The sequence below is a fragment of the Terrabacter sp. C0L_2 genome, from assembly GCF_036352015.1.
Classification (GTDB): Bacteria; Actinomycetota; Actinomycetes; order Actinomycetales; family Dermatophilaceae; genus Terrabacter; species Terrabacter tumescens.
In genome coordinates, this window is record NZ_CP143557.1 from 312,206 (window position 1) to 325,120 (window position 12,915).

General features: G+C 75.1%; 8 protein-coding genes, 1 pseudogene and 1 riboswitch. Of the genes and pseudogenes, 2 read left to right on the forward strand and 7 right to left on the reverse strand.

Annotation, left to right across the window (positions count from 1 at the left end; genetic code table 11):
• Positions 1 to 11: 11 nt before the first annotated feature.
• The 6 genes and pseudogenes from U5C87_RS01515 to U5C87_RS01540 all read right to left on the reverse strand — a co-directional run bounded on the left by U5C87_RS01515 (position 12) and on the right by U5C87_RS01540 (position 6,461).
• Positions 12 to 590, reverse strand: coding sequence for a hypothetical protein (locus tag U5C87_RS01515; RefSeq protein ID WP_330474893.1), 579 nt, complete (start codon positions 588 to 590; stop codon positions 12 to 14).
• A 117-nt stretch (positions 591 to 707) separates the two neighbouring features.
• A pseudogene (gene mptB / locus U5C87_RS01520) lies at positions 708 to 2,390 on the reverse strand (polyprenol phosphomannose-dependent alpha 1,6 mannosyltransferase MptB); the annotation flags it as partial.
• Entirely contained in the window at positions 2,320 to 2,916 is a 597-nt protein-coding gene (locus U5C87_RS01525) for a histidine phosphatase family protein (RefSeq protein ID WP_030198922.1), read from the reverse strand. The gene U5C87_RS01525 and the pseudogene mptB, both read right to left, overlap by 71 nt.
• 1 nt (position 2,917) lies before the next feature.
• The gene (locus U5C87_RS01530) at positions 2,918 to 3,442 is read right to left on the reverse strand and encodes a hypothetical protein (protein ID WP_330474894.1); all 525 of its coding nucleotides are present in this window, start codon (positions 3,440 to 3,442) and stop codon (positions 2,918 to 2,920) included.
• A 55-nt stretch (positions 3,443 to 3,497) separates the two neighbouring features.
• Positions 3,498 to 5,825 (reverse strand): ATP-binding cassette domain-containing protein, encoded by a 2,328-nt coding sequence (locus tag U5C87_RS01535; RefSeq protein WP_330474895.1) that lies wholly within the window; start codon positions 5,823 to 5,825, stop codon positions 3,498 to 3,500.
• 21 nt (positions 5,826 to 5,846) lie between these two features.
• Positions 5,847 to 6,461 (reverse strand): ECF transporter S component, encoded by a 615-nt coding sequence (locus U5C87_RS01540; protein ID WP_030198918.1) that lies wholly within the window; start codon positions 6,459 to 6,461, stop codon positions 5,847 to 5,849.
• A 97-nt stretch (positions 6,462 to 6,558) separates the two neighbouring features.
• Positions 6,559 to 6,675, reverse strand: a riboswitch (TPP riboswitch).
• An 85-nt stretch (positions 6,676 to 6,760) separates the two neighbouring features.
• On the opposite strand from U5C87_RS01540, the gene U5C87_RS01545 reads away from it, so the two are divergent.
• Positions 6,761 to 7,225 carry a DUF4235 domain-containing protein gene (locus tag U5C87_RS01545; RefSeq protein ID WP_030198915.1) on the forward strand — a complete coding sequence of 155 codons (465 nt, stop codon included), beginning with the start codon at positions 6,761 to 6,763 and terminating at the stop codon, positions 7,223 to 7,225.
• Between the two features lie 36 nt (positions 7,226 to 7,261).
• Here U5C87_RS01545 and U5C87_RS01550 read toward each other — a convergent pair whose 3' ends face one another.
• Complete coding sequence (locus U5C87_RS01550; protein WP_330474896.1) at positions 7,262 to 9,994, reverse strand: cation-translocating P-type ATPase; 2,733 nt, start codon at positions 9,992 to 9,994, stop codon at positions 7,262 to 7,264.
• Between the two features lie 187 nt (positions 9,995 to 10,181).
• Between U5C87_RS01550 and ppdK the strand changes: the two genes are divergently transcribed.
• Complete coding sequence (gene ppdK / locus U5C87_RS01555) at positions 10,182 to 12,905, forward strand: pyruvate, phosphate dikinase (protein ID WP_330474897.1); 2,724 nt, start codon at positions 10,182 to 10,184, stop codon at positions 12,903 to 12,905.
• The last annotated feature ends 10 nt before the right edge of the window (positions 12,906 to 12,915 follow it).

A 12,915-nucleotide genomic window follows, 5' to 3' on the forward strand; every position in this document is an offset into this window, starting at 1 on the left:
TGGGGTGCGGGTCAGTGCAGGAGGCAGCCGAAGCTGCTGGCGGGGCTGCGCGCCGACAGCGACCCCACGAGCGAGGTGTCACTGGGCGCGAGCACGTCGACCGTCAGCACGTGCCCCTCGGCCGTGCGCGTCAGGCGGGCGTAGACGGGGACGTCGGACTGCTGCTGCGTCCACCCGGACCGCACGAGGTAGTCGACGAGCTCGGCCGGCTGCGGACCCGTCGACGGCGGGTAGCTGCGGGTGATGCTGCCCTCGTCGGCGTCGCGACACGGCGGGATATCGCTGTGACCGAGCGGGGTGATCGCGTGGTCGAGGTCCGCGACCTCGCCGGCCAGGGACTCGTAGGCCGACACGTCGCCCGCATGGACGCGCGCGGACCACGCCCACGCGCCGAAGGCGAGCAGCCCGACGACCAGGGCGACGAAGCCGGCCGTCGCGAGCCAGGGACGTCGCGTGGACCTCGCTCCGGCAGCGGGGTCGGGGGCGGCCGACGGTTCGGCGGGCAGGTCGCGGTGGCGTGGTGCGCGCGGGGCCCTCGGGGGTCGCCCGCCGCCGGGTGGGGCCTCGTCGACGAAGCCGGAGTCACTCACCGGGACAGTGTGGGACACCCGGACAGGCGCCGGGAGCGGCATCGGCAACTGTCGCCGATCCGTGACCGCCCCGACCTCCGGTTCGAGGTGATGCCGGCACCCACCCGGGCGCCGGGATCACCTCGACCGGGCGGAGGAGGGGCCGGAGGCGCCGGAGGGGCCGGAGGGGTCCGTGGCGACGGCGCCGTCGGGCTGGCGGACAAGAGGGCGGTCGAGGTCGAGCAGGTGGCGCCAGTCGGTGCGGCGAGCCGTGCGCAGCCCGCGCCGCACCAGCAGGACGAGGACGACGAGGGCGAACGGCACGCCGACGGCGGTCGTCGTCAGGCCGAGGCTGTAGCCCTCCGGCAGCGTCGCGAAGCAGACGACGGTCGCGACGACGGCGAGCGGCCGCTCGAGCCGCGGCTGCCACAGCGCGCCGAGCGACACCGCGAAGAGCGGCAGCATCCAGAGGTAGTACCAGCCGAGGAAGACCGGCGCGAGCACGACGACGGCCAGCATGGCCCACGCGATGCCGCGCACCGGCCGCAGCCGAGCCTCGTCGTCGGCCACGTCGTCGGCGAGGCCGCGGGTGTCGGCGGGCTTGACCGCCGCGAGCCAGACGAGCACGAGGAGCAGCGCGAGGATCGCGAGCGCCACGAGCCGTGCGGTCGCGATGCCGGTCTCGCGCCACTCGTCGTGGCCGAGCAGGTGCCCGACCGCGCCGACGGCGATGCCGACCGAGGTGGGCAGCGACGTCCACTGCTCGTTCTTGCCGGGGGTCCCGGTCGGGTTGAGCCACGAGAAGCCGAGCCCGGTCACGACGCCGCCGAGCACCATCGGCACCCCCGCGCAGAGAGCCGTGAGCGTCCCCGCCCGCACCACGTCACCCCAGCGGGCGTATGCCGTGTCACCGGTCCCCGACGCCCGCGCCGTCGCGACGTGGCGGGCCCAGAGGATCGCGACGAAGGGCAGGGCGATGACGGCGGTGACCTTGACCATGGCGCCGAGGGCGATCACGACGCACGCGACGGCGAGCCGTCCGCGCAGGGCGAGGGCCAGGCCGCCGAGCACCGCGCCGACCATGAGCGCGTCGTTGTGCGCTCCCCCGACGAAGTGGGCGCCGACGAGCGGCACGGCCACCCCGAGCCACATCGCCCGCACCGGCGACCAGCCGAGCCGGCGGGCGACGTCGGGCACGGCCCAGGCCAGGACGACGACACCGACGACGGCGAGCAGGCGCAGGAGCAGCAGGGCCACCCACAGCTCGCCGGAGACCGAGGCGACGGCCCGCGCGAGGAGCAGCCACACGGGCCCGTAGGGGGTCGCGCTGTCGAGCCACGTCGGCGCCGTGGAGTCCCGCCACGGCGAGTCGAGCTCGCGGACCACGTGGTCGTAGGGGCTGAGGCCCTGGTCCCAGAGCAGGCCCTGGGCGGCATACGAGTAGAGGTCGCGGCTGTAGAGCGGCATGGCGGCGACGAGCGGGGCGAACCACAGCGCGACTGTCACCCACCACCACCGGACCGTGACGTCCGCGTCGCGCAGCCGCCACCAGGCGGCGACGAGCAGCGCCATCGCAAGGAGCGACACCGTCGCGAGCAGGGGCGAACCGCCACTGGCCGACCACGCCGCCACACCCGGCCAGAGCACGTGCAGGTTGGGGCGGGGCAGGGCGCCCGCGCCCCACGAGGCGGCGGCGAGGACGACGCCGGCCGCACAGCCCGCCCAGCGCCACACCCCCGGTGACGCCGTCTCAGCCATGCGTGACCGGCTCGTCACCCCACGCGAGCAGGCGCCACCCGGTCTCGGGGTCGCCCTCCATCGTGACGACGTGCGCGTTGTCGAGGCGGCGGCCGTCGAAGAACTCGGCGGACAGCCCGAGCGAGGCCGAGCACCAGACGCGCATCGCGGCACCGTGGCTCACGGCGACCGCCGACGCGTGCCCGTCGGAGGCGATGCTCGCGATGGCCGCGTCGTAGCGCTCCATGAAGACGGCGCCGCTGTCGCCGCCGGGGATCGTGTGCTCGGGGTCGTCGCGCCAGCGGACGACGGCGTCGATGTAGGGCTGCCAGTCGGTCGACATCTCGTAGTCGCCGGCCTGGATCTCGCGCAGCCCGGGAAGCACGACCATCTCGAGCCCGAGCAGCTCGGCGAGCGGCGCCGCGGTCTGCTGGGTGCGCACGAGGTCGGAGGTGTAGATCGCCCCGAGGTCCTCGCCACCGAGCCGGTCAGCGAGGGCGCGGGCCTGGGCCCGGCCCTCCTCGGTGAGGTCGACGCCGGGCACGGCCGTGTCGAGCTGGCGGGCGACGTTGGCGTGGGTCTGACCGTGCCGCACGAGGAAGAGGCGCACGTCAGAGGCCCTTGACCGTGACGCCGCTCAGGCACTCGACGCCCGCGCTCGGTCCGGCGTGGAAGTTCTTGATCGACACCGGCGTCGCGGCACCCGCCGCGAGCTTGATGTCGACCTCCTTGCCGGCCACGTCGGAGCCGTCGGACGTCTTGACGAGGAAGACCGCCACGGTGAACGTGTGCTCCTCGGAGTCCGCGTTGGTCAGCGTCCCCGTGAAGCTCCAGGACTCCCCCTTGGCGGTGCAGCTCGTGCTCGTCAGGCTCGACGCGGCGTCGAAGAGGCCACCGTCGCTCGGCGCGGTCGTGTCGGCCGGGTCGGGCACGTCGTCGCTCGGGGTGTCGGCCGTGATCGTCGGCTGCACCGGCACGCTCACCGTCGGGGCCACCGTGTCGGCCGAGGGCGTGGGCTGGCCGCAGCCGGCGAGGGCGAGGACGAGCGAGGCGCAGACGGCCAGCGCGACGGTCGGCACGGCATACGCCCGGGGTGCACCGGGGTGTCCGCTGACGGCTCGGCGAGGCATGGGCACGTGCGGCCCCTTCCTGTCAGGAGGTGTGCGCGGCCCATTGTGCCCCGCGAGGAGCTCAGGGCAGCAGCAGCCGGGCCGCGACGGCGGCGACGATGACGAGAACCCCCGCCCCCAGGGCCAGCGTGTCGGGCAGCCGCCACGGCGCGGGGCCGGCCCACGAGCGGCGCCGGGCCTCGGCGAAACCCCGGGCGTCCATCGCCAGGGCCAGCGCCGACGCCTGGCCGAGGGCCCCGACGAGCAGGCCACCGGTGACGACCACCGCCTCACGGCCGCGGGCGACCGGTCCGCGGTCGGCCCGGATACCGCGCACCCGGCGCGTCGTCATGAGCTCGACCCACAGGGCGTCGAAGGACTGGAGCCGCTGGAGGGCGGCCGTCGCCGCGACCACGGGACGCGCCGGCAGCCGGAGGCGCTGGGCGAGGTGGTCGCCGAGGGCCTCGGGGTCGAGGAAGCCGACGACGAAGGCCGACGGCACGAGCAGGCAGAGCACGCGCAGCGCAGCGCCGGAGGCCACCTCGAGGTCGCGACCACCGAGCAGCCACGCGGACCACGCGACCCCGAGGACGGCGACGGCCGCCGGCGCGAGCCGCGAGAGGACACCGCGCAGGCGTCCCTGAGGCGCACGACCTGCACCGGGGGCGATCAGGCCCACGAGGCCGAGCACGAGCTCCACGGCCAGGACGGCGAGCCCTTGACGCCACGTGTCGAGCAGCGCCGGAAGGGGCAGCACGCACAGGGCCGCGCCGAGCAGCGCGAGTGGGCCGACGCGGGCGAGCAGCGGGCGGCGCTCCGGCTCCGGGTCGGGCGGCGGCTGGGCGGGGGCGGTGACGCGGACGACTCGGTCGGCGTCGTCGACGACACCGGGGTCGTGGGTCGTGACGACGACGGCCGCACCCTCGTCGCGCGCGGCGGCGAGGACGCCGGAGACGGCCGCCCACGTCAGGCGGTCCTGCCCGACGGTCGGCTCGTCGGCGAGCACCAGGGCCGGGCCGTGGGCGACGGCGGAGGCCATCGCGAGGCGCCGCTGCTCACCACCGGAGAGCTGCCGCGGGTCGGCGCCGGCCAGGTGCGCGAGGCCGAGGGCGGCGAGCAGGGCGTCCGCCCGGCGCCCGGCCACGGCGGGGTCCTGCCCGAGGGCGAGCGGGGTCGTCAGCACGTCGTCGCGCACGGTGCGGCCCACGAGCGCGGTCGCCGCGCGCTGCGGCACCCAGGCGACGACGCGGGCGAGGTCGGTCGAGGACCACTCGTCGGGCGGCGCGAGCCGGTCACGCGCAGCGGCGCGGTCGCCGGTCTCGGCCGGGGTGAGCGGCAGCGCCACGTCGACGGTGCCGCGGGTCGGCGCCGTCAGGCCGCCGAGCGCCGACATGAGCGAGGACTTGCCGGCACCGCTCGGTCCGACGAGGGCCACGGACCGGCCGGCCCGCGCCTCGAGGTCGGCACCGTCGACGGCGAGCGTCGTGCGCGACGGGCCCCCGAGCCGCCGGCTCCGGTGCTCGACCCGGACGCCGGATGCGGCCGCGACGACGCGGCCGTGCGGCACCCGTCCGGCCGCGGCGTCCGGGGCGGGGTCGAGGGCCAGCGTTAGAGGCTGGGGGTCGGGAACACCGGGCACCCAGATGCCCTGGGCTGCAAGGGACTCACCGTGCTCGGCGAGGACCTGACGCGGCTCGCCGTCGGCGACGACCGCGCCTGAAGCGTCGAGGACGACAAGACGGTCGACGAGGTCGAGCCACCCGTCGAGGCGATGCTCGACGACGACGAGGGTGAGGCCGCGGCGCGCGACGACGTCGGCGACGACGCTCCGCACGTCCGCTGCGGTCGCGGCGTCGAGCATCGCGGTCGGCTCGTCGAGCAGGAGCACCGACGGCTCCATGACGAGCGCGCCGGCCAGCGCGAGCCGCTGGGACTCGCCTCCGCTCAGCGTCGCCGGCGGGCTGTCGGGCGACATCGTCAGCCCGACCTCGCGCAGGGCGGCGGCGACGCGGGGCGGCATGGCCGCCCGCGGCACGGAGACGTTCTCGAGCCCGAACGCGACGTCCCGTCCGATGCTCGAGGCCACGACTCCGGCGCCGGGGTCCTGCAGGACGAGACCTACCGAGCCCGGAACCGACTGCGGCTCAAGGCCGCCCACGGTCACGGTGCCCGACAGGTCGCCGGCGTCAGCCGTCAGCAGCAGGCCGGCGACGGCGCGCAGCAGGGTCGACTTGCCCGACCCGCTCGGCCCGGCGAGAAGCACGCGCTCGCCGGGCTCGAGGGTGAGGTCGAGACGGTCGAGGACCGGACGCGACCGACCGAAGGGTCGCCACGTCAGACCGGCGACGCGCACGTCCGCGCCGGATCGCACCGGCGCCTCGGCGTCGACGCGCTCGGGTCCTCGCTCCATCGGGGCCTCCACGGGGGCCGGTCAGACGGCGCGCTGCTCGCGGATCTCCTGCCCCGGGGGGAACGGGTTGAGCGCACCCGCGGCGGCGAGCAGCCGGGTCAGGCCGACGGCGAGGAGCGAGCCGAAGACGGCCACCGACGCCCCGAGCAGGAAGAGGTAGGAGACCTTGTAGCCCCAGCCCCAGTCGGTCCAGTACGAGTACCACTCGTAGACGGCCTCGAACGCACCGCCGAGGAAGCCGCCGAGCAGCAGCGGCGCCCAGCGGTACACGGCATACCCGAACGCGGCGAAGCCGAGCTCGACGCCGAGCCCCTGCACGAGGCCGGAGACGAGCGTCGTCAGGCCCCACTGCGTGCCGATGAGCGCGGAGACGATCGCCGCGAGCAGCTCGGTGAAGACGGCCGCGCCGGGCCGGCGGATGATGAGCATGCCGACGATGCCGGCGACGAGCCAGGGCCACGCGAACAGCGCGCTGAAGGGCGGGAAGCCCGCCGAGACGGCGTTCGAGGGGACCGCGTAGGCCAGGCCCCACGCCCAGTAGGCGACGCCGAAGGCGACCCCGAGGAAGGCGCAGGTGAGCAGGTCGATGGTGCGCCAGCGGGTCAGCGGCCCGCTCGCGGTGATGGTGTTGGACATGGTGTGTCTCCCGGGTTCCAGTGGATACGCGTGGATACGAGTGGATACCGGGGGAAGCCAGCCGGACGGACACGTCGATGACGTGTGCCGTGCGGTGGCCTGAGAAATACCGACTTCCTTCGCCGGTGCTAACCGGAGCAGGTTCGAGGGTCTGCGGCTCGGCCCTTCGGGCTGCCGCACTCTCAGCGCGTGACGCGCTCCCCTGTCGTGATGGGTGGGTGGTGCTCTTCAGTTGTCGGGGGTGACTCTACTCGTCCGGCGCGCGTCCGACGCCCGGGTCTCGTGGGTACAGTCACGACATGGGTTCCAAGGACACGAAGAAGGCTGCCTCCAGGGCTGTCGAGAAGGCCAAGGCCAAGGCTGAGACGCCGCAGCACACCCCGGTCAGCGGCCCGGTCTGGAAGATCCTCAGCGTCGGCACGACGATCGTCGCGACGAAGCTCGCGACCGACGCCGCGCAGAAGGGCTGGAAGCTGGCGACCGGCCGCAACGTCCCGGTCAAGGGCGACTTCGAGCGTGAGCGCACGCGCGACGTCATCCTCTTCACGGCGCTCTCGTCGATGGCCGTGGCCGCGGCGCGGGTCGCCGCCGAGCGCGGCGCCGCGACGTACTACCGCCGCTCGACCGGCCACCTGCCCAAGGCGCTCGAGGACGAGAAGGTGTCGCCGACCGACAAGAAGGCCTCCCGCAAGCTCGCCAAGGGCAAGGCCAAGGCCGAGCGCGCGACGCAGAAGGCCATCGACAAGGCCACCGGCCGCCGCTGAGTCCCCTCGCTGCCGGTCCCGCCCGGTCGCCCTCGGCTATGCCGGAGCGGCTCCGTCCCGTCTGCGTGCCCCGGCGCGCAGCGCCTTGTGGGCCCGGTCGACGAGCACGACGGCGGGTACCGCCGCCAGCGCGACGGCCCACCCCACGGGCGGCGGCACCGATCCGCCGAGCAGGCCGGCGGCACCCGGCCAGCCGAGGATGACGGCGAGGAAGACGAGCTCGACGGCCACCGCGAGCAGCAGCAGCCGGTTGCCCCGCAGCGAGTGCCGCCCCACCGGCCGGCTCGCGCTCCGGCAGGCGAACGCGTTGGCGAGCTGGCCGAGCACGACGGCGGCGAAGGCCGCCCCCGACGCCGGCGCCAGCACGGGCGCCGGTGCCGTCTGCCCGTAGCTCCAGCCGCCGAGCGCCAGGACGCCGACGAAGGCCAGCATCTCGACGACCGCCTCGGTCGGGCCGAGGACGAGCAGCGCCCGGCGGAGCAGCCCGAGGTCGACGAGCGGCCCCGACCGCATCGGCTCGGTCATGACGCGCGGGCTGGCCGGCTCGGCGCCGAGCGCGAGAGCGGGCAGCAGGTCGGTGCCGATGTCCAGGGCGAGGATCTGCAGCGCCGACAGGGCGAGCGGCAGGTGCCCGGCCGTCAGCGACCACAGCACGAACGGCGCGAGCTCCGCGACGTTGTCGGTGAGGTGGTAGGTCAGGAAGCGGCGCACGTTGGACCACGTGGCCCGGCCGAGCTCGATGGCGGCCACGATCGTCTCGAAGCGGTCGTCGAGCAGCACGACGTCGGCCGCCTCGCGCGCCACCTCGGTGCCCGACGCGCCCATCGCGACGCCGATGTCGGCCTTGCGCAGCGCCGGCCCGTCGTTGACGCCGTCACCGGTCATCGCAACGACGTGCCCGCGAGACTGGAGGGCGTCGGCGATCCTGAGCTTGTCCTCCGGCGTGGCCCGCGCGATGACGGTCCCGTCGACGTCGATCAGCTCGGCGAGCGCCGCGATGTCCTCGGGCAGCCGGTCGGCCGTGAGCGCCTCGCCGCCCGGCGGCATGAGTCCCACCTCGCGCGCGACCGCGGCCGCGGTGCCCGGGTGGTCGCCGGTGATCATCATGAGCCGTATGCCGGCCCGTCGGCAGGTCGCGACCGCGTCGGTCACGCCGGGGCGGGGCGGGTCCTCGAGGGCGACCAGCCCGAGGAGGTCGAGTCCGTGCTCGAGGCTGGCCTGGTGGCCGGCCGGGTCGCGGCGCTCGGGACCGTCCGTGACGGCCAGCCGGCGCCGCGCGACACCGAGCACCCGCAGGCCGAGGGTGCTGAGGCGCTCGACCTCGGCCTGCACGGCACCGGCCTGCCCCACGTCGCGGCAGTCGCGCACGAGCGAGTCGGGCGCGCCGATGACGTGGAGCCAGCCGTCCGAGACGGCCGCCGACCGCCGGAGTCCCGGCTCGAAGGGGTAGGCGCGGTCGACGACGACGCCGGCCGCCTCCCCCACGCCGAGGCGCATCGAGAGGGCGTGCACCGCGGCCTCCATCGGGTCGCCGCGGGCCACCCACCGCGAGCTCCGACCGTGTCGGTCGCCCTCGTCCCTGCCCTCGTCCTCGTCGGGGCGGACCGCGCGACCCTGCACGCACTCGACGGCGGACCTCGCGACGGCGCGCGCCGCCTCACGTGCGGCGGGTGAGCCGACGCACACGGCCTCTGGTCCGTAGCCCTCCCCCGTGACCTCCACCGCCCCGCTCGGGGTCCACACCGACACGACGTTCATCTCGTTGCGGGTCAGCGTGCCCGTCTTGTCGGTGCACACGAACGTCGCCGAGCCCAGGGTCTCGACCGACTCGAGCCGACGCACGAGCGCGTGCCGTCCGGCCATGAGCTGGGCGGCCCGCGCGAGCGACAGGGTGACCGTCGGCAGGAGTCCCTCGGGCACGAGCGCCACGGTGACCCCGACGGCGAAGAGGAAGCCGAGCGTCGGGTCGACCCCGAGGAGCAGCGAGACGCCGAACGCGAGGGCGCCGGTCGCGACGGCGAGCACGGCGACGAAGGTGACGAGCCGGTTCAGCTGGCGCGCAAGGGGACTCGCGGGCCGGCGAGCGGAGCGCGTCAGGGCGGCGATCTCCGCGAGCCGGGTCCGGCCACCCGTCGCGACGACCGTGCCTCGGCCGACTCCCTCGACGACGAAGGTGCCCGCGCGCAGCACCTCGCCGACCTCGGGGTGGGACGTCACGCTCTCCCCGGTCAGCATCGACTCGTCCACCGCCACCCCGACGGCGCGGTCGAGCCGCAGGTCCGCGCTGACCCGGTCACCGGCTTCGAGCAGCACGACGTCGTCGACGACGAGCTCGTCCGCGCCCACCTCGACGACGGCGCCGTCCCGCAGCACCCGCGCCCGCGGCGGCAGGAGCTCGGCGAGGCGGGAGGCCGCACGCTCAGCGCGGTACTCCTGGACGAACGCGAAGACCCCGTTGAGCACGACGACGACGGCGATGGCGACGGCCAGCTGCGGCATACCCCCCACGAGGGCCAGCCCGGCTGCGACCCAGAGGGTCAGGGCGAAGAAGTGGACCAGCTGCCGGAGCAGCTGGAGCACGGCCGGCTCGGGCCTCGCGGCGGGGATGACGTTGGGTCCGTCGCGCGCCCGGTGGGCGAGCACCTGCTCGCCGGTCAGGCCCCGGGGTGAGGTGCCCTGCCCGACGGAGTCCTGCCCGACGGAGTCCTCCCCGACGGCGCTGGCCTTGGCGACAGCGCCGCGCGGTGCCTCCGGGTCCGTCGAGTCCATGGCGTCACCTCCGAGCACTGCCTTCCACGCTACGCGCGGGCCAGCGGCCGCGGATGGGACCAAAGCCCCTGTCGGGGTCCGCGAGCGCGGACGGACGATGCACGGGAGAGACGGGTGCGGCGCGCCCGGGCCGAGCGTGCCGACCCCGAGCACGCGAAGCCTGGATGACCCGATCACTGGAGGAGCCATGACGACCACACCGGAGCGCACCGCTCGACGACCCTTCGTGCTGGAGCTGCACGAGGGCGACCGGACGATGGCGGGGCTGCTGGGGGGCAAGGGCGCCGGGCTCGCGGAGATGTCACGGCTGGGTCTGCCCGTGCCGCCGGGCTTCATCGTCACGACCGAGGCGTGCCGGGCCTGGCTCTCCGGGGCCGGTGAGCCCGAGGGTCTCTGGGACGAGATCGAGGCGGCGATGCGGGGCCTCGAGCACCGCTCCGGGCTGCGCTTCGGCGACCCGTCCGCGCCGCTGCTCGTGTCGGTGCGCTCGGGGGCGCGCTTCTCGATGCCCGGGATGATGGAGACGGTGCTCGACGTCGGGATGACCGACGCGGTGGCTGCCGCCCTCGTCGCTCGCGGTGAGGCGCGCTTCGCCTGGGACAGCTACCGGCGCCTCGTGCAGATGTACGGCCGCACCGTGCTCGGCATCGACGGCTCCCTGTTCGACGAGCAGCTGACCGAGCTCCGCCGGGCCACCGGGGCCGGGACCGACGCCGAGCTCGACGCCGCCGCGCTCGAACGCCTGACGGCCGGCTTCCGCCGGATCCTGCTCGAGCGCACCGGCGGGGACCTCCCGCAGGACCCGCGCGACCAGCTGCGGCGCGCGGTCATCGCCGTCTTCGCGTCGTGGAACGGCGAGCGGGCGCGTCTCTACCGGGCTCACGAGGGCATCCCCGACGACCTCGGCACGGCGGTCAACGTCGTCCAGATGGTCTTCGGCAACCGCGGCGAGCGCTCGGGCAGCGGCGTGTGCTTCACCCGCGACCCGGTGAGCGGCGCCCCAGGCGTCTTCGGGGACTACCTGCCCGACGCCCAGGGTGAGGACGTCGTCAGCGGCAGCCGCAGCCCGATGGACCTCTCCGAGCTGGGCCGCCGCGAGCCCGCCCTGCACGAGGAGCTGAGCACGCACCTGCGCACGCTCGAGCAGCACTACCGCGACCTCTGCGACGTGGAGTTCACCGTGGAGCGCGGCCGACTGTGGATCCTGCAGACCCGGCTCGGCAAACGGAGCCCCGCCGCGGCCTTCCGGATCGCCGTCGAGCTCGTCGACGAGGGCGTCATCGACCTCGACGAGGCCCTGACCCGCGTCGACGGGACCCAGCTGCAGACCCTGCTGCACCCGACCTTCACGACCGTGGAGGGGCTGACCCCGCTGGCCCACGGCCTCGCGGCGAGCCCCGGCGCGGCCTACGGCCAGCTCGTCTTCGACGCGGCCACGGCGATGGAGTGGACGGCGCTCGGGCGCGCGGTGGTGCTGGCCCGGCCCGAGACCAGTCCCGACGACTTCGGCGGCCTGCTCGCCGCCCGCGCCGTCATCACCTCGCGCGGTGGTCTCACCTCGCACGCGGCCGTCGTGGCCCGCGGGCTCGGGCGCACCTGCGTCACGGGGGTCGAAGGACTCCTCGTCGACCCCGTCGCCCGGGTGGCCACCCTCCCGGGTGGCGTGACCCTGCCCGAGGGCACCGTGGTGTCCGTCGACGGCACCGCGGGAGAGGTGTATGCCGGTCAGCGCGACATCGAGCCCAGCGCCGTGTCGACGGCCATCAGCCAGGGCACCGGGCGTGGCACGGAGACCTCCGACCGCACCGTGCGGGCCGTGCTGACCCTGCTCGCGCACGCGGACCTGAGGCGTCACCTCGGGGTCATGGCCAACGCCGAGACTCCTGAGGAGGCCCGGATGGCAGAGCGTTTCGGCGCAGAGGGGATCGGCCTCTGCCGCACCGAGCACATGCTCCTCGGCGAGCGCCGGGTGCTCGTCGAGCGCCTCGTCACCGACGAGGACCGCGCCGGTGCCCTCGCCGAGATCGAGGCGCTCGCGCTGAGGGAGTTCACCAGCCTGCTCGAGACGATGGAGGGCCTGCCCGTCGTCGTGCGGCTGCTCGACCCGCCGATGCACGAGTTCCTGCCCGACCTCGTGGAGCTGTCGGTCACGGCTGCCGTCGCCGCCGAGCGCGGCACGCTCGACGCGACGCTCGAGCGCCGCCTGGCCGTGACGCGGCGGTGGCACGAGTCGAACCCGATGCTCGGGTTGCGGGGGGTGCGCCTGCTCACCGTGCTGCCGCAGATCATCGACGCCCAGGTGCGGGCCCTCGCCGAGGCCACGGTCGCGCTGCGGGCCCGGGGCCTCGACGTGCGACCCGAGCTCATGGTCCCGCTCGTCGCCGACGTCGCCGAGCTGACGGCTGCCCGCGAACGGATGGAGGGCATCCTCGCCGAGGTCGCCCGCGCGCACGGCACGACGCTGCACCTGCCCATCGGCGTCATGGTCGAGCTGCCGCGCGCCGCCCTGACCGCGGCCGCTCTCGCCGAGCACGCCGACTTCTTCTCCTTCGGGACCAACGACCTGACCCAGACCACCTGGGGCATGTCGCGCGACGACGCCGAGGCCAACTTCCTGGCGGCCTACCGGGAGGCCGGGATCATCGCGACCGACCCGTTCAAGACGATCGACGAGGCGGGGGTCGGCGCGCTCGTGGCGATGGCGGCGCGGGACGGCCGGCAGGCCCGACCCGGGCTCGGACTGGGTGCCTGCGGGGAGCACGCGGGCGACCCCGCCTCGATCGGGTTCTTCGCCCGGACGGGCGTGGACTACCTGTCCTGCTCGCCGCCCCGGGTGCCCGTCGTGCGGCTCGAGGCGGGCCGCCAGGCGGTCCTGCTCGCCGGCGCGCGGTCGACGTCCGACACCCGCTGAGCACGACCGC